General features: G+C 34.8%; 26 protein-coding genes. All 26 read right to left on the minus strand.

Annotated features, from left to right (window positions below; translation table 11 throughout):
* Nucleotides 1–127: 127 nt before the first annotated feature.
* Nucleotides 128–718 (minus strand): DUF1405 domain-containing protein, encoded by a 591-nt coding sequence (locus ACTWQB_RS05220; RefSeq protein WP_443138126.1) that lies wholly within the window; start codon nucleotides 716–718, stop codon nucleotides 128–130.
* A gap of 65 nt (nucleotides 719–783) precedes the next feature.
* The gene (locus ACTWQB_RS05225; protein ID WP_443138127.1) at nucleotides 784–1587 is read right to left on the minus strand and encodes a c-type cytochrome; all 804 of its coding nucleotides are present in this window, start codon (nucleotides 1585–1587) and stop codon (nucleotides 784–786) included.
* A 35-nt stretch (nucleotides 1588–1622) separates the two neighbouring features.
* Entirely contained in the window at nucleotides 1623–2297 is a 675-nt protein-coding gene (gene qcrB / locus ACTWQB_RS05230) for a menaquinol-cytochrome c reductase cytochrome b subunit (RefSeq protein ID WP_443138128.1), read from the minus strand.
* A 3-nt stretch (nucleotides 2298–2300) separates the two neighbouring features.
* Complete coding sequence (locus ACTWQB_RS05235; RefSeq protein ID WP_443138129.1) at nucleotides 2301–2810, minus strand: ubiquinol-cytochrome c reductase iron-sulfur subunit; 510 nt, start codon at nucleotides 2808–2810, stop codon at nucleotides 2301–2303.
* A gap of 136 nt (nucleotides 2811–2946) precedes the next feature.
* Nucleotides 2947–3414, minus strand: coding sequence for a DUF2487 family protein (locus ACTWQB_RS05240; protein WP_443138130.1), 468 nt, complete (start codon nucleotides 3412–3414; stop codon nucleotides 2947–2949).
* Nucleotides 3415–3427: 13 nt separating this feature from the next.
* Nucleotides 3428–3982 carry a ReoY family proteolytic degradation factor gene (locus ACTWQB_RS05245; RefSeq protein ID WP_443138131.1) on the minus strand — a complete coding sequence of 185 codons (555 nt, stop codon included), beginning with the start codon at nucleotides 3980–3982 and terminating at the stop codon, nucleotides 3428–3430.
* Nucleotides 3983–3996: 14 nt separating this feature from the next.
* Nucleotides 3997–5253 carry a tetratricopeptide repeat protein gene (locus ACTWQB_RS05250; RefSeq protein ID WP_443138132.1) on the minus strand — a complete coding sequence of 419 codons (1257 nt, stop codon included), beginning with the start codon at nucleotides 5251–5253 and terminating at the stop codon, nucleotides 3997–3999.
* Between the two features lie 24 nt (nucleotides 5254–5277).
* Nucleotides 5278–6558 carry a 3-phosphoshikimate 1-carboxyvinyltransferase gene (aroA, locus tag ACTWQB_RS05255; protein ID WP_443138133.1) on the minus strand — a complete coding sequence of 427 codons (1281 nt, stop codon included), beginning with the start codon at nucleotides 6556–6558 and terminating at the stop codon, nucleotides 5278–5280.
* A 13-nt stretch (nucleotides 6559–6571) separates the two neighbouring features.
* Nucleotides 6572–7651, minus strand: a complete 1080-nt coding sequence (gene aroB, locus ACTWQB_RS05260) for a 3-dehydroquinate synthase (protein WP_443138134.1) — start codon at nucleotides 7649–7651, stop codon at nucleotides 6572–6574.
* On the minus strand, nucleotides 7651–8817 hold the full coding sequence (gene aroC / locus ACTWQB_RS05265; protein WP_443138187.1) for a chorismate synthase: 1167 nt from the start codon (nucleotides 8815–8817) through the stop codon (nucleotides 7651–7653). The genes aroB and aroC overlap by 1 nt, the downstream gene beginning before the upstream one ends.
* Nucleotides 8818–8830: 13 nt before the next feature.
* Nucleotides 8831–9604 carry a CheR family methyltransferase gene (locus tag ACTWQB_RS05270; protein ID WP_443138135.1) on the minus strand — a complete coding sequence of 258 codons (774 nt, stop codon included), beginning with the start codon at nucleotides 9602–9604 and terminating at the stop codon, nucleotides 8831–8833.
* Between the two features lie 270 nt (nucleotides 9605–9874).
* Nucleotides 9875–10321 carry a nucleoside-diphosphate kinase gene (ndk, locus tag ACTWQB_RS05275; RefSeq protein ID WP_443138136.1) on the minus strand — a complete coding sequence of 149 codons (447 nt, stop codon included), beginning with the start codon at nucleotides 10319–10321 and terminating at the stop codon, nucleotides 9875–9877.
* Between the two features lie 82 nt (nucleotides 10322–10403).
* Nucleotides 10404–11372, minus strand: coding sequence for a polyprenyl synthetase family protein (locus ACTWQB_RS05280; protein WP_443138137.1), 969 nt, complete (start codon nucleotides 11370–11372; stop codon nucleotides 10404–10406).
* A gap of 19 nt (nucleotides 11373–11391) precedes the next feature.
* Nucleotides 11392–12102 carry a demethylmenaquinone methyltransferase gene (locus ACTWQB_RS05285; RefSeq protein WP_443138138.1) on the minus strand — a complete coding sequence of 237 codons (711 nt, stop codon included), beginning with the start codon at nucleotides 12100–12102 and terminating at the stop codon, nucleotides 11392–11394.
* A gap of 1 nt (nucleotide 12103) precedes the next feature.
* Nucleotides 12104–12757 carry a heptaprenyl diphosphate synthase component 1 gene (locus tag ACTWQB_RS05290; protein ID WP_443138139.1) on the minus strand — a complete coding sequence of 218 codons (654 nt, stop codon included), beginning with the start codon at nucleotides 12755–12757 and terminating at the stop codon, nucleotides 12104–12106.
* Nucleotides 12758–12965: 208 nt separating this feature from the next.
* Complete coding sequence (locus ACTWQB_RS05295) at nucleotides 12966–13238, minus strand: HU family DNA-binding protein (protein ID WP_443138140.1); 273 nt, start codon at nucleotides 13236–13238, stop codon at nucleotides 12966–12968.
* A gap of 449 nt (nucleotides 13239–13687) precedes the next feature.
* A complete protein-coding gene (spoIVA, locus tag ACTWQB_RS05300; RefSeq protein ID WP_443138141.1) occupies nucleotides 13688–15166 on the minus strand; it encodes a stage IV sporulation protein A in 1479 nt (492 codons plus the stop codon).
* Nucleotides 15167–15308: 142 nt separating this feature from the next.
* Nucleotides 15309–16037: a hypothetical protein gene (locus ACTWQB_RS05305; RefSeq protein ID WP_443138142.1), complete on the minus strand. Its 729-nt coding sequence runs from the start codon at nucleotides 16035–16037 to the stop codon at nucleotides 15309–15311.
* A gap of 11 nt (nucleotides 16038–16048) precedes the next feature.
* Entirely contained in the window at nucleotides 16049–16249 is a 201-nt protein-coding gene (locus ACTWQB_RS05310; RefSeq protein WP_443138143.1) for a DUF2768 domain-containing protein, read from the minus strand.
* Nucleotides 16250–16493: 244 nt separating this feature from the next.
* Nucleotides 16494–16757, minus strand: coding sequence for a stage VI sporulation protein F (locus tag ACTWQB_RS05315; RefSeq protein WP_443138144.1), 264 nt, complete (start codon nucleotides 16755–16757; stop codon nucleotides 16494–16496).
* Nucleotides 16758–16837: 80 nt separating this feature from the next.
* Nucleotides 16838–17860: an NAD(P)H-dependent glycerol-3-phosphate dehydrogenase gene (locus ACTWQB_RS05320; RefSeq protein WP_443138145.1), complete on the minus strand. Its 1023-nt coding sequence runs from the start codon at nucleotides 17858–17860 to the stop codon at nucleotides 16838–16840.
* A 16-nt stretch (nucleotides 17861–17876) separates the two neighbouring features.
* A complete protein-coding gene (der, locus tag ACTWQB_RS05325; protein ID WP_443138146.1) occupies nucleotides 17877–19187 on the minus strand; it encodes a ribosome biogenesis GTPase Der in 1311 nt (436 codons plus the stop codon).
* A 189-nt stretch (nucleotides 19188–19376) separates the two neighbouring features.
* The gene (rpsA, locus tag ACTWQB_RS05330) at nucleotides 19377–20516 is read right to left on the minus strand and encodes a 30S ribosomal protein S1 (RefSeq protein WP_443138147.1); all 1140 of its coding nucleotides are present in this window, start codon (nucleotides 20514–20516) and stop codon (nucleotides 19377–19379) included.
* Nucleotides 20517–20582: 66 nt separating this feature from the next.
* A complete protein-coding gene (locus tag ACTWQB_RS05335) occupies nucleotides 20583–21161 on the minus strand; it encodes a lysophospholipid acyltransferase family protein (protein ID WP_443138148.1) in 579 nt (192 codons plus the stop codon).
* A 15-nt stretch (nucleotides 21162–21176) separates the two neighbouring features.
* Complete coding sequence (gene cmk, locus ACTWQB_RS05340) at nucleotides 21177–21836, minus strand: (d)CMP kinase (RefSeq protein WP_443138149.1); 660 nt, start codon at nucleotides 21834–21836, stop codon at nucleotides 21177–21179.
* A gap of 26 nt (nucleotides 21837–21862) precedes the next feature.
* Nucleotides 21863–22513, minus strand: a complete 651-nt coding sequence (locus ACTWQB_RS05345) for a flagellar brake protein (protein WP_443138150.1) — start codon at nucleotides 22511–22513, stop codon at nucleotides 21863–21865.
* Nucleotides 22514–22542 lie beyond the last annotated feature (29 nt).

Raw genomic sequence — 22542 nt, forward strand, 5'->3', positions numbered from 1 at the left:
ATACACTTCCAAATACAATCAAAACTGTCATAAATAAACTACTTATGGACGAATGGTTCAATACAATCATCATATCTAAGATATTAAACATATTTAACACTCCACAAGCTTTTTTATATTATATGACTTATGGAGTTGTTTTCGTGCGTTGTACCATCCCAAATTTATAGACTAACCAAATAGATAAAATACTTAACCAGAATGTAAAGTATCCAATGTGGGACATATATTGATTTAATGAACCATAAATAGGCATCATACCGTAAACATAGTCAATCACATCATTATGTAATGTCCATATCGCTGCAATTACTACGTGAATTAATTCAATTTTATAAAAGGATGCATACATTAATCCTTGAATAGCCATAGCACCGTGGGAAACAATTAACATCAAACCAGCTGGTGTTGTTTGACCAATTTCAATAAATGTTAGAATGTTCATTACAACTGCCCAAACTCCATATTTAAAGAGTGTTAACATAGCTAGAGCTTCAAATAATTTATAATTCTTTCCCATTAAAAAACCAATTAATACGATTACAAAAAACAATGATGCAGTTGGACTGTCGGGTACAAATGGGATAAAGTGAGTCGGAGTTCTTACGAGTTGATACTCATACCATATGTAACCATAAATCGTACCTAATATATTAATAATTAATAGCAATATCAAAAACGTACGATCCATTAAAATATATTTTAGTTTAAATAACATAGTAATCACCTAATTATATTAAGAAAGCTGACTTGTGATCACAAGTCAGCTTTCAATCAAATTTGTTACTCTTCTGAGTCTTCACCTTCACCTGCTGCAGCTTCATTCGTTTCTACAATGAATTCAGCAAGATTATTTAACTCTTCTTCTGTACCATCAAATTGATTCGCTGGCATTTCACCAATACCATTTTGCGCGATATCCTTAATTTGATCGGCATTATAAGGAATCCCAACTAATGATGGACCTAAGCCCGGATTACCTTGTAAGGCATCACCATGACAAGATAAACAGTTATTAGCGTATACTTCATAACCTGGATGTTCTTCATCGATTTCAACATCCGGCACTGCCTCTACTGAGTATTCAGCTCTTTCTTCCCAATCAACATGAGCTGCTGATTCATAAGTTAACCAAATAGTAGCTGCAACACCTAAGATCATTAAACCAGTCGCAATAGGACGCTTAGAAGGTTTACGTTCTGGTCCTACATCTAAGAATGGAGCTAATAATAGCGCACCAAACCCTAGACCTGGAATGACTACAGTACCAATAACAACATACTGTGCTGCCGCAAACTCATATTTCAGTAATTCATAAAGGAATAAGAAATACCAGTCCGGTAATGGTATATAAGATGAATTATTTGGGTCGGCCTGTTGCTCTAATGGTGAAGGCGCAGCTGCTACTAAACATAAGAAACCAATTAAGAAGACAGCACCAACTAACCATTCTTTTAATAAGAAGTTAGGCCAAAAAGCTTCCGTTCTTCCAGGATATTCTGAGTAATCCTTTGGAATTTTGTTTCGACTTTCTTTATCAGGAACACGGGAGTCCCCGACGAACTTCATTCCTTTACCTCTTTGCACTGTGTTCCCTCCTTTTCATGACATGGAATTAAATCTTATAGTGGTCCAGAAATACCTTGTCGTCTAATCATAATAAAGTGTGCACCCATTAGTGCAAACAGTGCTGCTGGTAAGAAGAATACGTGAATTGCAAAGAACCTTGCTAATGTCTTTGCACCTACAATTTCTGGATCACCAGCAAGTAGTGTTTTCAAATCTCCACCAATGTATGGAACACTTTCAGCAATTTCTAATCCTACTTGTGTTGCGAAGAATGCTTTGTTATCCCAAGGTAATAAATAACCTGTGAAACCTAAACCAAGCATTACAAAGAATAATAGTACACCTACAACCCAGTTTAATTCACGTGGTTTCTTATAAGCACCTTGGAAAAATACACGTAATGTATGTAAGAAAATCATTACGATTACAACACTAGCTCCCCAGTGGTGCATACCTCTAACAATTTGTCCATGAGCGACTTGAGTCTGTAAGTATTTAACTGATTCCCATGCATTAACGATATCTGGAACGTAGTACATTGTTAAGAACATACCAGATAAAACTTGGATCACAGTTACGAAAAACGTCAGTCCACCAAAACAGTATACGAACGCTGAGAAATGGTGAGCTGGGTTAACATGCTCTGGTACCTCATGGTCAGCGATATCTCGCCAAATAGGCGTAATATCTAATCGCTCATCAATCCAATCATACAACTTATGAAGCATCTATTACGCCTCCTTTCTTGATTTCGCTTTACCTAGTAATAATCTTCCATCTTCAATCTTGTACTCATACGCATGTAATGGTTCTGTCGGTGGTGTATTAGGTAAGTTTTCACCGAGCTTGTTATATCGACCATCATGACATGGGCAGTAGAATTCATTTTGGAATTCTTCCTTAGCATTCCAGTCAACTACACATCCTAAGTGAGTACAAACAGGTGATAATGCAAGAATTTCATCATCTTCTGTTTTGAAGATCCATGCCGTACGGTCTACTTTAGACTCGTACCAACCATCAACCTGGTCGATAGAGAATGTTTTACGTTGTGGTTCGCTAGTAATCTCATCCACGTCCATTACATAAACAAAATCTGTTTCCTTCTGACCTTGAAGTAAAGGATCAATCGCAAAACCAACCATCGGCGCAACCATAGCTGCTCCCATGAATCCTCCCACACCAGTTAGTGTGTAGTTTAAAAATTGTCGACGCGAAACTTGGTTTTTCTTATCAGTCATGTCTTTCCCCCCTCTATTCATCAATTACAACGAACAGGGTATTGATGATACACATATTTATTAGGACAATACAATGATAGCGTAATCCTGAAAAGCGGTCAATAAAAACCACATTTTAGATGAAAAAATGTCATAATTAATCGGACCAGCTATCTTGGATTAGCATTTTAATTTCTTGGACTTGAGATTGGATAAATTGTTGAGCCTCTTGTTGATTCAAGTCCGGAGCACTCATTCCAGGAAGCCATATCAACTCTGCATCTACATCTCGGTCAATCTTTCTCATCTTACTATCTGAAGTTATGAGAAAAGTATACTTGAAAGGTTGTTGATTAATATGATTGACAAAACCTTTCAACCTAGCTTTTTCTTCTTCAAGTATTTTGTCTGTTTTCAAGTAGTAATATTCAGGTAAAACAAAAACTCGTCCTTTTAATTCACCTTCAATTTGATTAACATAAAGTTTTATTAATTCCTTCTGAGTTGATAATTGTATTAAATCTTGGTCCGTATTAAATGAATAAGGTATGATCGGTAAAATGGCAGTATCAATATACTCCTTAGCTTGAACATACTGTTTAATGTCTGAGCTTTGATATTTCATGTTAAAACTCCTATTAAGATTTGTATTTTCTTTTTTCTTTTAATTTATTTAATTTTTCACTCCATTTATTAAATGAGTGAACATCTCCAGAGTCTAAAGCAGCATCGATCTTACTTTTTAGTAAATGTATTTCTGATAGACGAGATGATTCTTCTATAAAGCGTTCTAATAATATATAATCGTCATTTTCTAAATAATAATCATCAGGTAAATATGGGTTATCTTCCAACACTTTTGCGTATTCGATTGATTGCCTATTTCCTTCAAACTTTACTTCTATATATAGTTTTTCATCGGGATTTAGTCTAATATCGTGAAACGCCTTATCTACATCTGTTGTAACCACATGATCCTTATAGTATCTAAACGGACGTTTTTCATCATCGTCAGTTGCGATTATTATACTACGTGGACACAAATGAGCTTCAAAAATAAAGTGTACGTTCTTGAGTATATTTTCTCGCTTCAGCATATACTCAAGTAACCAAACCATTTCTCTTCTTTCTGTCTTAAAATTGTCCAAGTACCAATTAATAAAGAGCCTTTTTTGATTTGTCGTAACACCCATATCTTCACCCTCTTTTAGATTCCACCCTGCAAACGATGAATAAACTCTTTGGTGTCATGATCTTCAGGGTTTTGTTTTAAGTAAGACTTTAATAACTTTATCGCTTGTTCCATTTGACCATCTTCAATAAGGAAGTAACCATATTCTTTCAAGAAATCGGCATCATTATGATAAGTCAATTGTGCTTTTTCATAAAATTTCTTAGCCTTATCAAACTCTTCTAGTTCGTTAAAGACTTGTCCTGCTTTCCAATCAAGAATTTCTGGGTAAGGTTCAAATTTCATAAGTTCCTCAACAAGTTTCTTAGCATCTTCCCAATTCTCATGTGCTTCATAAATAGAGTATAATTCTGAAATTGCTTTTTCATGGCTTGGATCCAATGCTATGGCTTCTTTTAAGTTACTTTTTGCTTCTTCTATATTATTTTGTTTCAATTCTAGTTGAGCTAAACTAATGTACATGTCAATATTGTACTCATCTTTCTTCATACCCTGATTTAATACGTCTTTTGCAGAATCTAATAATCCCTCTTCCTCGTAGGCCTTTGCTAAATAAGGGTAAACACTGGTGTAATCTGGATCTAAGTCAATAAGGTCATTCCAAGCTTTAATAGAAATATCATATCTGGCTAATTGATATGCTGTATACCCATACTTAAACAATTGATCAGGTTCTTTCAACTCTAGCTCTTGATAAAATGTTAAGGCATTTTCCCATTGACCAACTGATGCATAGGACTCTGCTAATCTTTCGTGAATATTAACAAATGGGAATTCCCCTTCATGTGACTCTAACATCTCATAATGCTCTAAAGCTTTGTGAAATTCACCGTTATGAAAGGCTAATTCTGCTATGCCAAAGTCGATATAATAATTTTCAGGTTGTAATTCTTTGGCTTGCATAAGTTTCTGCTCTGCTACTTCGCTTAACCCTTGTGACTGATAAATATCTGCAAGAATCATTAAGGCATTGATATATTCTGGGTCGTCAGGCTCAATACTCTCAATTAATTCAAGCGCTTCAGTATCCATCTCTAAATCGATATAAATATCTGCTAATTGGAATTTTATTTGATGGTCATTAGGATAGGTTCGATGTAATTCTTCAAATAACCTCCTGGCTTCTTCAAGAAACCCCCATTGTTGTAATAATTCCGCTACTGAAAATTGTTCTTGTTCACTGATTTCACTCGCATGTTCCATTAAATGGTTAACCGCTTCATTTACATTGCCAGCATCATATAGATCTAATGCTTCTGCTATGGGATCCATTATTTCTCCTCCTGCCATAAATGATTATTTCAAAATCGATGTTAAATCATCGAAAAAATTTGGATAAGACACTTTAATGCAATCACTATCCTTAATGGTTACAGGTGTCCTAGTTATTAATGAGGCAATAGCCGCCATCATTGCAATTCTGTGATCACCAAACGCTTTAATGTCTGCCCCGTTAAGTGGGTGACCTCCCTCTACGACTATACCATCATTTATCTCTTTTATTTTTGCACCAAAACTCTTTAACGTATTAACCGTTGTATTTATTCGGTCTGATTCTTTATGCCGAAGCTCCTCAATGTGATTTATAGTCATAGAACCGTTCACTTGTGTGGCAACCAAAGCTAATAAGGGGACTTCATCTATAAACTTGGCAATTTCATGCTCATCAATTTTAATTGGTACTAAACTCTCTGTATAACGAACATGAATATGACCTATAGGCTCATCACCTTCATAACTAGTTATTTCAGTTTCTATATTTGCACCCATTCTTTTTAACACATCTATAAAACCAGTTCTTGTGGGGTTTAAACCAACATTCTGTATTGTAACTTCACTTCCCGGTGTTATAGTTGCCCCGGCCAGCCAAAATGAAGCTGATGAAATATCGCCAGGTACATATACATTAGAACCCTTCAAATCTTGTAAACCCTCAATTGTAATGTTATTACCTTTTCTTTGAATAGACGCTCCGAAGATTGGTAACATACGCTCAGTATGATCACGTGTAATATTAGGTTCAATGACGGTAGTATTGCCTTCTGTTAAAAGACCAGCAAATAAAATAGCTGATTTCACTTGAGCACTATCAACTGGTAGTTTATATGTAATTGGATTAAGCTTCTTACCCTTTATATTCATAGGTAATGTCCCGTTACTTGAATCGATTAATGCTCCCATGTCAGCTAATGGATCTATTACTCGGTTCATAGGTCTTCGGCTTAAGGAGTCATCACCTACCAATTTCGATTCAAAAGGTAACGTTGATAGGATTCCACTCAATAATCTAACAGTTGTTCCCGAATTGCCCATATCAAGCTCATTTTTGGGTGGTGTAAAATGTTGTACTCCCTTCCCTAGTATCCTAATTGCATGATCTTTTTTTTCAATTTGAACATCCATCTCTTGAAAGGCTTTAATAGTTCTAAAACTATCCTCTGATTGTAAGAAATTATAAACATTTGTCTCTCCCTTTGAGATTGCACCCAGCATGATGGATCGATGGGAGATAGATTTATCCCCTGGTACTTCTATTGTGCCTTTTAAAGCCCCTTGTTTATTTATTAACGTTTTCATTTACTTCATTCCCTTAGTACATCTTTTCCATAAACCCAATTAAATATTGCCTTATTTCATTAGGTTTTAATTGTTGTACGAATGGACTACCGACATCTTTTAAAAGTACGAAGTGAATATGTTGGTTCACTGTCTTTTTATCATTAGTCATCTTCTTTAATAATAAATCAATGTCCTGTTCTGAAATAATATCTATTGGGTAATTTAAATGTTTAATCCATTGCAATAAGTCTTCTGTCAAGAACTTACCGTGTAAGCCTTGTAATTGTTCTGAAGTATATAAAGAAAATAACATACCATACATGACACATTCCCCATGTGTATGAGAAGTAATCGCTTCGATAGCATGACCTAACGTATGACCTAAATTAAGATACTTCCTAATATTAGATTCTTTTTCGTCTTGCTCTACTATTTGTTGTTTTACCTTGATTGAATCAATTAATAAATCGTCAAAGTTATTAGTAGTTAAATCAATCCTGTTCTCCATTCTTTGCCTGATATAATCTAATAAGTGATGTTTTGATAAAAATCCATGCTTAACCATCTCAGCAAAACCCGACCGAACTTCTTTTTCAGGTAAAGAAAATAGTGTTTCAGTGTCATAAACTATAAAATCAGGTGCGTAGAAGTTTCCAAGGACATTTTTTGTTTTTCCTAAATTAATGGCCACTTTTCCACCTACACTGCTATCATGAGCAAGTAATGTTGTTGGTGCTTGAATAAACGAAATACCTCTCATATAAGTTGAAGCAACAAAACCAGCTAAATCCCCGACTACTCCACCACCTAAAGCAATGATGGCGGAATGTCGATCTGCATTCTCTTTTAAAAGAAATTGTTGAAGTTTTTCATAAACAGTTAATGATTTAGATGCTTCACCTGGTTTAACAGTATATGACTTTACAACAAATGATTTTTCCAAGCTAACAAGAATATCATCCAAGTAATACTTTGATACATTTTCATCCGTAACAACAAAAACTTGGCTGTAGCTTTTACCTTTTAGGAAATATGAAAATTGATGCCTGATCCCTTTCCCCACGTAAATAGGATAAGGTCTTTCACTTGAATTCACAATAATCTGTTTCATTAAAAATGAAGAATCCTTTCTCTATGCTTTTTAACCTCTTCTTTTAATTGATTAATCGTATCTGATGTGAACTGTTCTAAAAGGGCGTTAGCGACCTCCCAGGCAACTATATGTTCCATGACAACTGAAGCAGCAGGTACAGCACATGAATCTGATCTTTCAATACTAGCCTGGAAAGGTTTTTTCGTATCAACATCGACACTATTTAGAGGTTTATATAACGTTGGGATGGGTTTCATAACCCCTTTTACTATTATAGGCATGCCAGTTGTCATACCACCTTCAAAACCGCCTAATCGATTCGTCTTTCGATAATAACCTTTATCCTCGTCATATGCAATTTCATCATGCGTCTCACTTCCACGACGATTAGCCGCGTCAAACCCAACGCCAAACTCTACACCTTTAAAAGCATTAATACTCATAACACTTCCAGCAATGCGTCCGTCTAACTTTCGATCATAGTGGACATGGGATCCAAGGCCAGCCGGAACACCTTCGACGTGTACTTCTACAACACCACCAATTGAATCTCCATCTTTTTTAGCTTGGTCGATCTGATCCATCATATCTTGTTCTTTGCTCTTATCTAATGTTCTTACAGGAGACTCGTTCGAAATATCCTTCTTCTCTTCTATCGTTAAAAGGGGCTGGTCTTCAGCTTCTATATTATAAATTTTCTTAACATAACCTAAAACATCAATGCCTACTTCTCTTAGGATTGTTTTAGCAACGGCACCAGCTGCCACTCGAGCAGCCGTTTCCCTTGCAGAAGACCTCTCTAGGACGTTTCTCATATCTCGATGACCATACTTCAAAGCACCATTTAAATCAGCGTGCCCAGGACGTGGTTTGGTGATTTGACGTTTGATTTCCGTTTCATCATCAATCGGATCTTCACCCATAATATGAGTCCAATGTTTGAAATCGTCGTTAGAGATGACAAGGCTAATTGGTGAGCCTAGCGTATAACCATGGCGAACACCACTCGTAATATCAACCAAATCTTTTTCGATTTTCATGCGTCTGCCCCTACCATAACCTCCTTGCCTACGAATTAATGACTCATTGATATGATCTTTCAATAAATTCATTTGTGCTGGTACACCTTCAATAATCGTAGTCAATTGTTTACCATGTGATTCTCCAGCCGTTAAATATCGCATCATGACACCTCAACTAATTTAATTTTTTATAGAAGAATGTTTTAATTGGTTCAAAATTATGGTCTTTCGGTCTAAATAACTGCTCTGTACTGCCTACAAATAAAACCCCATTCGATGATAATGATTTATTAAATTTATGATATACACTTATTTTAGCTTGTTCAGTAAAGTAGATTAAAACGTTACGACAAACAATTAAATCAAATGACTGTTCATACTCATCCTCTAAAAGATTATGTTTCTTAAAATGAACAGTTTTTTTAATGTCTTCGGATATTACATATGTAGAATTTGTCTTTTTAAAAAAACGTTCCCGTTTGTCTTTAGGGGTTTCATCAAGAGACCGTTCAGAATATACGCCTACTTTTGCTTGTTCAATTGCTTCTTCATCTATATCAGTTGCTAAAATAGAAATATCTTTCAAATCATAGAAATCACTTAACATCATAGCAATCGTATAAGGTTCTTCCCCAGTTGAACACGCTGCACTCCAAACTTTAATATTCTTTTTCCCACTCATAATTCCTAGTAAGATATCCTTTTTTAAAATTTCCCACCGATTATAATTTCTATAAAAATGAGAAACGTTAATTGTAATCCGGTTCATAAATTCTTTCATAAGCTTGTGATCTTTTTTAAGGGCTTGATAATAGTCTTGAAAATTATTATATGAACGTCTCTCTCTTAATGACGTTAGTCTTCTTTTCATTTGCTTTTCCTTATAGAGGCTTAAATCTACTCCAACATCTTTATAAATCCATTTAATAAATGATTGGTAATCATCCATTCCCCAACTCTCCTCTTTATCCATCTATTACTATTATAAAAAATGTCGAATACTAAGGCTATTATTTTGAATAAAATAAGAAAAGCGCAAGTACCCATTCAACCACGGATAAAACCGACTATGCTAAGGTATAGGAAAAAACGACAATCTTCAAAAGTCGATGTTACCTTAATCTATCTTTTAGACGGACATTCACTAAATGGTTGGGTGTATTGCGCTAGACATTACTAAAACTAGAAAAAGGCCTTAAACATAAGGCCTTTTTACTGATTAGTAAATCCACTGATCTTGATCTTTATTGTAAGAAACTAATTCCTCTTTGTTGAAGAATAAACCAATTTCGCGTTCTGCAGATTCAGGTGAATCAGAACCATGAATAACATTTTTACCTACTGTTAAACCGAAGTCGCCACGAACTGTACCGATATCAGATTCAGCAGGGTTTGTAGCACCCATCATCTTACGAGCTGTAGCAATTACGTTCTCGCCTTCCCAGACCATTGCAAAAACAGGTCCAGAAGTAATGAATCCAGTTAGCTCTCCGAAGAAAGGCTTGTCCTTATGTTCACCATAATGCTCTTCTGCAAGTTCTGGTGAAATTTGCATTAATTTTGCTGCAGCTAATTTAAATCCTTTTTTCTCGAAGCGTTGCACAATATCACCAATAAGGTTACGTTGTACACCGTCTGGTTTAACCATAATGAAAGTTTTTTCCATGTTTTTTCACCTCTATAAATAATTTGTAAGCCGTCAAAAATTTTATCAAAGTTTAACCAAAAAAACAATTATTTATCAAATTTTAAAATCGTCTTTTTCCTAAATATTGTGCAACTTCATCTAAGTACTGTTTAGGTTCTAAATTAGGTAGTTGTTCTAAAGCAGTCTTTGCTCTATGTAAATACCTCTGACTCACTTCATATGATTGTTCAATTGCTTTAGATTGTTTAATCTTTAAAATTATTTCTTCAATTTGTAAAGGGTGTTCCTCTTCATTAAAGTAAGCTTGAACCCCTTTTAATATATTTTCATCTTCACTCATTGCATAAAATGTCGGAAGTGTAATATGTCCACTCAACAAATCGCTGCCAACTGGTTTTCCTAACTCTTTCTCAGTGGATGTAAAATCGAGTATGTCATCCATAATTTGATATGACATACCAATATTGTATCCATAATCCTTAAGCAGGTTTTCAACTTCACTATCAACACCAGAGGCAATAGCACCCATTTGAGCACTCGATTCGATAAGAAGAGCTGTCTTTCTTTTAATTCGTTTAAAATATGTAAAATGGTTTTGATCTAAATTGAACTTATCTCTAATTTGTTCAATTTCCCCAATACAAAGCTCGTGAATGGTATTGGATAACACAGAATGTAATCGGTGATTCTTAAATGGTTTTAACAACTCTAAAGTTCTAGCAAAGATATAATCTCCTGTGTATACAGCAGTACCATTATCCCATTGCTTATTAACAGTTGGTTTACCACGTCGCAACATTGCATGATCAATAACATCATCATGAACTAACGAAGCCATATGTATAAGCTCTAATGCTACGGCAACATCAATGATTTTGTCTTGATTTTCACTTCCAAAACGTGATGATAACAACACAAAAATAGGACGAATTCTTTTTCCGCCAGCTGACAACAAGTGATTGGATGCTGATTGAATCATGGAACTTTCGGCTTTTGTAACACTTTTTATTTTCTTCTCTACTAGTTGTATATCTTTATTGACATATTTTAATGCAGTAGCGATTTTCATGTATTTCACCTTTATGAACTTATTTTGATTTAATTCCTAAGTGCATTGCTGCCGCACCCAATGCATAGCTTTTTACTTTTACAGAACTAAAGCCTACACCTTTAAACATTTTAGCTAGTTCATCTTTGCCAGGGAAATTTTTAGTTGATTCATAAAGCCATGCGTATTCATCATAACTTTTTGCAAATAGTTTACCGAATAAAGGCATGATATGTTCAAAATAAAAGAAGTATAACTGTTTATAAACTGGCAATGTAGGTTGGGATGTATCGAGACATACGACTTGGCCTCCAGGTTTAACGACTCTATACATTTCTTTTAAAACTTGATTATAGTCAGGTGTATTCCTCAAACCAAATCCAATCGTGACATAATCAAATTGATGGTCATCATATGGTAGGTTCATGGCATCACCATGCTGTAATGTAATGTTATTTATATTACGCTCATCTACTTTCTTCCGACCGACTGATAACATGTTTTCACTAAAATCTAACCCGTAAACATAACCTTCTTCACCAACCGCCTCAGACAGTGCAATTGTCCAATCACCAGTACCACAACATACATCAAGACATTTAGAACCTTTCTCAACGTTCATTTGTTTCATAACATCTTTTCGCCAAGCTACGTGCCTTTGAAATGAAATTATCGAATTCATTTTGTCATAACGTTTATAAATTTTTTCAAACACTGAATGTACTTTTTCTGATTTAGATTGTTGATCCATTTTAACTTTCTCCTGTATAACTCATCTTATTTAATCTGTTAATTCGTTCATTAATCATTAATTCTGTTGATGGTTCTTTTGATTTTAACAAATCTAGCCAAACGCTTTGGCTCTGGTAAACTAATGAAGTGACTAGTTCACTTATCTTCTTATTTTTATATTCAGTTAATCCATATAGATCAATTACAGAATTAAATAAACCACAATGCACAGATTCAATTTGATCCAACTGACTGTTTAGATCCGAAGCTTCTGAATGTAAAAGAGTCATCTTAAGTTCATTTATTTCTTTTATGTACTTTATAAAATGATACAACTCATCTAAATAATTTTGTTCAGAAAGTATTCGATAGAAATACGAACTGTGAAAATCACCAACTAACACTTGTAATTGATTTGTCTGATTTCGTTTCTCTTCAGATGATGAGTTGAATTTTAATTCGATTAAATCATGTATATCTAAAGATAATTGCATATGTAATAGTGCATAGAATAAATCGATATGCTCCGGTTGGCCACTTTCTTTTAATAAATCCTGAAAATAAAATATTTGCTTCTCAGATAGGACTGAATTATAAAAATCTTCACTTATGTATGGATGTTTAAACACTTTTATAAACTCTTTACGAATTTCATTAGTTTCTCTATTGATCACATATATCACCTATTAATTGTGTAGACATAAAATTCCCTATATCTCAGTAATATTGTAGCACGTAATGAGCTGATAATCTAATCACAGCAATTATTAACAATATATTTTATACGAAAAAAGTTAAGTCTATTAAATGTCCTCAATAAAATAATCTTATAGAAAAATAAAAGAGGAGGGTTGCCCCTCCTCTGTTGCCCTATGTATTGCTTTATTTTACAGCATCTTTAAGGGCTTTACCTGGTTTAAATGCAGGTACTTTGCTTGCTGGAATGTCGATTTCTTTACCTGTCTGTGGGTTACGACCCTTACGAGCAGAACGCTCACGTACTTCAAAGTTACCGAAACCGATTAATTGTACCTTTTCAGATTTCTTTAAAGAACCTGTAATAGATTCTAAAACTGCATCAACAGCTTTAGCTGCATCCTTTTTAGATAAGTCCGCTTGATCAGCTACTGAATTTACTAAGTCTGTCTTGTTCATGTCTTTCACCTCCTCTCAAATTTCAAATTATCAGATAATACCATTCTAACCACATTTAAACAAAAATACACTGAGAATGCAACAAAATACTGCATTTTGTCCCAGTTATACCGACTTTTTTGAGTTTAGCATAATTTTCTAGCCGGTTATTTGCATATTACCACATAAATAGATTATATAGCAAGGGAAAATCGCGTCAAATAAGCATTTTAAAAGGTTTTTTACCTACTTTTCTTCTATAAATCATACCATTCTACTATCTATAAACCAATATTTTACGTTAATCACTCCTATAAAAAAAAGCGCAATCACCCTTTTAACCATCCAGCGGTTGGGCGCATTGCGCTAGATAAAACAATCTAAAATAAGTGACATTATTAACTATAAATTTTTAAAAACACTAGAGCAATGTAGAAAATACAAAATAAAAAGCGACTTAAATGTCGCTTTTATAAGATGATGGCGATTAAGCCACCGTTACCTTCATTTATAATTCTTTCTAATGTCTCTTTTAATTTATATCTTGCATGCTCTGGCATTAACGTTAGCTTAGCGTGAATACCTTCCCTCACAATTGAGCTTAATGAGCGTCCAAAGATATCAGACTTCCAAATTGATAATGGATCTTCCTCAAAGTCTTGCATTAAATATCTGACTAGTTCTTCACTTTGTTTTTCAGTACCAATGATTGGAGCAAACTCTGATTCCACATCCACTTGAATCATATGAATCGATGGAGCGACTGCTTTTAATCTAACTCCAAAACGAGGTCCTTGTCGAATAATTTCAGGTTCTTCTAGACGCATATCTTCTAATGCTGGTGTTGCAATTCCATATCCAGTTTGTTTAACCATCTGTAGTGCATCTGATACTTGATCATACTCTCTCTTAGCATCAGCATAATCTTGAAGCAGTTCAAGCAGATGATCTTTTCCTCTAATCTCTACGCCAACAATCTCTTTTAATACTTGATCATATAACTCATCTGATGCGTGTAGGTCAATTTCTGCTACACCTTCACCCATTTCCATACCAGAAAGATTAGCATCTGTGATGAAATCATAATCATAGAAATCTCCAACAACACGATCAACATCACGTAGTCTCTTGATGTTTTGAACTGTTTCTTGGATAGCACCTTGGAATTGTTTTCTTAACCAATGATCCTCTTTTAAAGCCATTACCCAACTAGGTAGGTTAACATTGACTTCAAGTACTGGAAACTCATATAGCGCTTCTCTTAAAATATTGTAGATGTCTTCCTCACGTAAATTCTCAACTGAAACTGGAAGTACTGGAATGTCATATTCTTCAGCCAGCTCATTTCTTAATTCCATTGTTTCAAGCTCATGAGGTCGGCTTGAGTTAAGGACCATAATAAATGGTTTACCAACTTCTTTTAACTCTTCTACAACTTTTCGTTCTGCTTCAACGTAATCTTCTCGAGGTATTTCACCAAATGAACCATCTGTAGCAACTACAATACCAACTGTTGAATGCTCTTGAATAACTTTTCTGGTTCCAATTTCAGCTGCGTCATGAAAAGGAATTGCTTCTTCATACCAAGGTGTATGAATCATTCGTGGTCCATTCTCATCTTCAAAACCCTTTGCGCTCTCTACAGTGTAACCGACGCAATCAACCATGCGAACTTTTACGTCTAATCCCTCATCTACTGAAATCTCTACGGCTTGATTCGGGATAAACTTAGGTTCAGTCGTCATGATCGTGCGACCAGCAGCACTTTGTGGTAATTCATCTTTTGCTCGCTCTCTTTCCTCTTCACTTGCGATGTTCGGAATAACTACTAAATCCATAAACTTCTTAATAAATGTTGACTTACCTGTTCGGACTGCACCTACAACTCCAAGGTAGATATCACCGTTCGTCCGTTTCGATATGTCATGAAACACGTTAAAATTTTCCATTATATCCCTCCGACCCTGTACAATATCGTACACCTATTATTCGATGCAATATTAATTTATGATGTTGTCCTACTCAAATATGACTTAATTCTAAAAAAAATAGAGATTCTAATAAAATTTAAATAGAATCTCTACAATAAGCTTATTCATTTGTTTCATTATTATATTCTTTAAATATAATTTCTCCGTCTTCTAATATCATTGGTGGCGAATATGTTGGGACAATTGGATATTCGTCAATTAAAAGATCCCGTAGATCACCATCATATTTTTCAATTCCTTTTTCATCTAACAGTTTATACACATCAGGTCTATAGTCTACTAATGGTTGGCCATCAACACTAATTATGATTTCTAGTTCTTCTCTTGTGTAAGGGCTTCTAACCGTTAATGGTTCTCGACTACTTAAAGCTTCATGGTCAAGTTTAAAATAATTTTTAAATAACATCTCACCATATGGTGGATATAAGCTTTCATTACGATAAAGATTAATTTCATAGTTTACAGAACGCAATTCTTGATTAACACGTACATCAGAGACTTTAACAGTCGTTTCATCTTCAGGGTCTAAGATTACATAAGAATAAGCTCCCCCACGTTCATATGAGTTTGCAGGTGGTTGTCCCATAATATTTGCTTCTTTTAATTTACTAAAATCAACAGGATATTTAATAAATAATGGTGTGTCTTGATCTCTGTTTTTAATTGGTAGGAGACCATTATTTTGATCCCTATATTGATGCACTGCTTGCTGTACTTCTTGTAGTTGCTCATCATTAGTCGGTGTTTGTTCTTCCCTTTGACTATCAGGGTATAAACAAGCCGATAATATTAACGTCATTAAGATGATTGTTATTAATTTCAACTTCATTTTAATACCACCTATTCTGGAGTTGGTCCGCTAAAGACAATAAAGAATATGATTAAACTACCGACAATTAGTAGAGAATAAGCTAATATACTTATAATAACTCTAAAAAATCCATATAATTTATGTCTAGCAAGTAATATTAATACAGCTGATAAAACTAATGCACCCATTCCACCAAAAGATATGTACATTCTCATCATTGGATCGATCATCTATATCAAGCCCTTTCTCTATTTCTCTAGATGGTATTATAGCACATCTAATAGAGTAATTTAGAATAAAAACTTGTAAATCATGTTAACATTCAACAGATTCAAACAAAATAATAAGAGGTGCATGGGGCTCTGCACCTCTTATTTATAGACTAAATTCCTCACAAAAGTAGCTCATATTGACTGTTGCATAATATAGTATGACTCATAGTGCATCCCGAAACTTCGCTTGCCCATTCTTACCCTATTTTTTGAATAGCTGCTGCAAAGTTTGTTGGTCTAATTGATGACCCTTTTCAGTAATCATCTTCACAATTCTGTCTTCTTTTTGTTTGCTTAATGGCTTATTTGCCATCATTGCCAGTTGTCTAACCAAATTACGAACGGTTCTTTCATCTTTGAAGTTCGCATTTTGAACAGACTTTGCAACATTCATAACTTCATTAGGGTTAATATTTGCTTTCTTTTTTAAATGGTCAAAAATGTTTTGTTGGAAATCTTGAGACATATTCGGCTCCTCCCTGAGTTTGCATTCGTAATACTATATGCAAAACAAGGAGGGCTGTTGTGTGTGTTTAGCGTCTAATTTTATAAAAATGATGCTAAATCTTCTAATTCTTTAGTTTTACTACGATTCATTAAATTGTCTACAACTTGCTTAGGGTCTTTTTCATCAAACAATAACTCATAAAGACCTTCAGTTATAGGCATAGGGATTTCTAATTTCTGAGCTAATTGATAAGCTGCTTTGGTAGTTCTAACACCTTCTACAACCATCCCCATTTGATCTAACACATCTTGCAGAACGTAACCCTTACCAAGCATGTTACCTGCACGCCAATTTCGACTGTGTTGACTTGTGCACGTGACAATTAAATCCCCTACACCTGTAAGCCCTGCGAATGTAAGAGGATTAGCATCTAATTTTGATCCTAAACGTGCAATCTCAGCTAAACCACGAGTAATAAGTGCAGCCTTTGCATTATCACCATAACCTAAACCATCTGAGATTCCTGCTCCAAGAGCGATAATGTTTTTTAGTGCTCCACCAATTTCAACACCTACGACATCATCATTCGTATAAACTCTAAAGTTTTCATTCATAAATAAATCTTGTGCAATCTCAGCCGAGTTCATGTTATAAGAAGAAACTGTTACAGTAGTAGGCTGTTTTAAAGCTACTTCTTCTGCATGGCTTGGTCCAGATAAAACAACTAGTCGATCTTGTACATTGTCACCAAGTTCATCAACAATCATTTCGGAAATTCGTTTATGTGTTTCAGGCTCAATTCCTTTTGATGCGTGAATAATCGTTTGATCATTCGTACTAAAAGGTCTTAATTGTCTACAAACTTCTCTTATTGCTTTAGTAGGAACGACTAATAAAATTGCTTTTGCACCATCAACGGCATCTTTCATATCCGCATCGGCAACAAGGTTAGAAGGGAGTTCGACGTCAGGTAAATACTTAGAATTCACATGATGCGTATTTATTTCATCAACTTGTTCTTGTCTATGTGACCAAACTCTAACATCATGGCCATTATGTGCTAACACCAAGGCTAAAGCTGTTCCCCAACTTCCAGCGCCTATTACTGCAATTTGTCCCATTTAACCATTCACCTCTTTATTTTCTTTGTCTAGCATAAATTTTAATTGGTGTTCCAACAAAACCAAACGCGTCACGAATTCTATTTTCTAAGAAACGTTCATACGTGAAGTGCATTAAATCAGGATCATTAACAAAAACAACAAATGTTGGTGGCTTTGTGGAAACTTGTGTCGTATATAAAATCTTTAGCTTCTGTCCTTTAATTGAAGGTGCAGGGTTCATAGCCAGTGCATCTTCAATGACTTCATTTAATAAATTTGTTCTAACTCGTTTAGAGTGATTTTCACTAACTTCGACTACCATCGGTAATAGTGTATGAATGCGTTTTGTCGTTAAGGCTGAAAGGAAAACGATCGGTGCATAAGATAAAAATTGGAACTGTTGACGGATGTCATCTTCAAATTTCTTCATCGTGTCTTGTTCTTTATCAACAACGTCCCATTTGTTAACTACAATAATAATTCCTTTACCAGCATCATGCGCATAACCAGCAATTTTCTTATCTTGTTCAATTATACCAGTATCAGCATCAATAACGACTAATACTACATCACTTCTCTCAATTGCTTTCAACGCACGTAGAACACTATATTTCTCAGTGGATTCATATACTTTGCCACGTTTTCTCATACCGGCAGTATCAATAATCTTAAAGTCTCTCTCATCTTTTTGGAACTCAGTATCAACCGCATCCTTAGTAGTGCCTGCAATATTACTGACAATAACGCGTTCTTCTCCCAAGATGGCATTAACAAGTGAAGACTTTCCTACGTTTGGTCTTCCGATTAGGGAAAAATTAATTCTGTCGTCATCTTCCTCTTCACCATCTTCTTCTGGGAAGTGTTTAATCACTTCATCTAGCAAGTCACCTAACCCTAATCCATGAGTCCCTGAGATTGGATAAGGCTGTCCAAAACCTAGAGAGTAAAATTCGTATAAAAGGTCTTGCATTTCATAGTTGTCAATCTTATTAACACCTAAGACCACTGGTTTATTAGATTTATATAAAATTTTAGCTACTTCTTCATCTGCTGCTGTAATTCCTTCTCTACCATTCACTAAGAAGATAATCACGTCTGCTTCTTCAATCGCAATTTGTGCTTGTTCGCGCACTTGAACAATTAGTGGTTCGTCACTGATATCAATGCCACCTGTGTCGATGATATTGAATGTTGAATGCAGCCATTCGGCTTCAGAATAAATTCGATCTCTTGTTACTCCTGGTGTATCTTCAACAATCGAGATACGTTCACCAACTAAACGATTAAATATAGTTGATTTACCAACATTGGGTCTACCTACAATCGCTACAACCGATTTTTTCATCTCTACTTCATCCTTTTATGTAAACTAATACATGATCTTAACAAATAAAAAAGTGGCATTGCGCCACTTTTTTATTAAACGGAACTGAGCGGCTCAACTGATAGATTTGATTCATTATTGTTTATGCTGTTCCGTAACATATTTAGCTGGTGAGGGCGCTCATAATTTTCCGTTAAGTTTATTATCCGTTTACTTTTTTAAGTCTTTAAGGCGGTCTCCAATTAAGTCACCTAATTGAAAGCCTTGTTCCTCATCTTCTTTTTGATACTTCTTGAGTTCAACATTATCTTGTTCTTCTTGCGCTTCTTTTATGCTTAAAGAAACTCTTTTGTTTTTCTCACTTATATCTAAGATTTTAACTTTTACTTTTTGCTCTTCTTTTAATACTTCTTGTGGATTGCCAATGTGCTCTTTAGAGATTTGAGAAATATGAACAAGACCTTCTACTCCTGGTTTAATTTCTACAAATGCTCCAAAATTAACTAAACGTTTAACTTCACCTTCAACTATGCTTCCAACGCTGAATTCCTTTTCAACACCACCCCAAGGACCAGGTTGAGTATCTTTTAATGAAAGTGCAATACGTTCATTATCACGATCTACCGATAAGACTTTAACTTTTACAGTTTCACCTTCACTAAGAACATCTTCAGCTTTATCGACATGATCATGTGATAATTGAGAAATGTGAATTAAACCGTCTACACCGCCTAGGTCAACAAATGCTCCAAAGTTAGTTAGACGTTGTACAGTACCTTCAACAACCGCGCCAGGTTCTAAAGTACTTAATACTTCTTTCTTTTTAGCATTTTGTTCATCTTCAACTACAGCACGATGTGATAAGATAGCCCTTTGTTTAGACTCATCCAGTTCGATTACTTTGACCTCTAAAGTTTGACCTTTATAAGGCTCGAAGTCTTCTACATAATAAGCCTCAACATGAGAAGCTGGCATGAATGCTCTTAAACCGGCATCCATGACTAATCCACCATTTACTACATCAATAACTGTAGCTTCAAATACTTTATTTGAATCAAATTTTTCTTCAAGGTTTTTCCAAGCTAGCTTTTGGCTCAGCTGCTTACGAGAAAGAACAATTGCTTCATCTTCAAGTTTAGTGACTAATAACTGTACTTCTTCACCTTCTGATAAAACTTCATTAGGATGTTCTACATGTAAATGAGATAGTTCAGAAATCGGAATAATTCCATCAAACTTAGATCCGATATCAACAATTACTTGTTTATCTTCAAGTTTCATTACTTTCCCAGTTACTTCGCTTCCTACTTCTAATGTTTGTTCCATTTGATTTTCATGATTTTCGCTCATATCTTCTTCCTCCTTAAGCTTTGAAACTACCACTAACTATTGTTAATAATTTCATCTTAACATGAATCATCTATTTTCTTCTAATAATCGCTTAATATGATCCATAATTTCATCCGTCACTTCTTGAGCTCCTGGTTTTTCTTTATTCAAGGATTCAAAATTAATGGGTTGTCCATATACAACTTTTAATTTGCTAAATTTTTTATATGTACCAATTATAGCACAAGGAATAACAGTTGCATCTGAACGCATAGCAAAAAATCCTGCTCCAGCTAGTCCTTTTTTTACTTCTCCATTTTTACTGCGAGTTCCTTCAGGAAAAAGTCCTAGTGCATTTCCTTCTTCTAGTAATTTCAAACCATTTCGTAGTGCGTTTCGATCCCTCATGCCTCTTTTAACTGGAAAAGCTCCTAAATTAGTTAAAAGCTTGCCAAGCCATGGCTTCTCAAACAATTCTTCTTTTGCCATGAAATGAATGTCTCTTGCGCTTGTGATTCCCACAACAGGTGGGTCAAAATTTGAAATGTGATTTGAACAAATAATGACTGGCCCATTTTTAGGGATATTTTCTTTACCAATCACTTTAATTTTAAATAATAAACGAAAGATTAGACCAACTACTGTTTTGGCGAATTTATAGAACATCTTTCAAGCTCCCCTTTATTTCTTTGAATTTACAAGAGACATAATAGCCTCTGCTACTTCGTCAATAGATTTACTAGTCGTATCTATCTCAACTGCATCCTCTGCTTTAACTAATGGGGCTACTTCTCGTTTAGAATCAATCTCATCACGACGTCTAATTTCTTCTTTAAGTTGTTCTAAGTCCGACTCAAAACCTTTCTCTAAGTTTTCTTTATGTCTTCTTTCAGCACGTTCTTCTACAGATGCTACTAAGAATACTTTGATTTCTGCGTTTGGTAACACAAAGGTTCCGATATCTCTTCCGTCCATCACAACATTACCATGATCTGCAAGCTCTCTTTGCATGTCTACAAGTTTTTCACGAACTTTACCGTATTGTGCTACATAGGAGACATTATTAGTAACATCATGGTTACGAATATCACTTGTAATATTTTTACCATTTAAATAAACCTCTTGGCCATTGTTAGTATTTTCAAAAGTGATATTTACGTTTTCTGCAAGTTCACCTAATGAATCTTCATCATGAACGTCCGTATTCGTATTTAGCGCCATCCAGGTTAAAGCACGATACATCGCACCAGTATCTATATAAACATATTCAAGCTTTTTAGCAATCATTTTCGCAACAGTACTTTTACCTGCAGCAGCAGGTCCATCAATAGCAATACGCATTATTCTATTCCTCCATAATCTTGATGTTAACCATTAATTTTTCGACGTTGTTCAAGTTGTTTTTCAAAACAATATTTAATGATCTGATCTCTTTGTTTCTCATTCAATTTTAAAAATTGATATGTAATTTTAGCTGGTTCTTGATTCTTAGCTTCAATTAATCTGATTAATTCTACATCAGCAATAAAATAACTGTAATGGTTAGAGTTATATGGCAACACAATCGTTGCTTCCATCACATCTCCAGGTTTATAACCTTTGTGCTTCTCATCATCAACGACGGCCAGGCCTCCACCACTTATATCAAGAGTTCTTGTTATTAAAGGGGGAAGATCTGAGGACTTTGGTTTTATAGCTACATCCAAAGATACATCTACCCTTACATATTCTCTTCTTTGTATTTTTTGCAATTCATATTTAGATGGTTTAAGCATTAATAAAACGGGAATTTTTAACTTCTTTCTCCCTTTGATTTCAGAAGTGAACTGATAAACGTTACCATCATCTCCAATATATGATACGTTAAACTCGGATCCATCCAATAATAATGTTGTTCGTCCTGTCTGTTCATTCACTGGGTAGTCTATACAAAGATAATGTTCAGTAGTTTCGACAATGCGACACTGAAAACGCCCTTCTGACTCGCCATCTTTAAAGGTTTCTATTGTTAGTTTCATTCCTACTTTAAACATGGTTATATTCCCCT

This window comes from Piscibacillus sp. B03 (genome assembly GCF_052246295.1).
Taxonomy (GTDB): Bacteria; Bacillota; Bacilli; order Bacillales; family Alkalibacillaceae; genus Piscibacillus.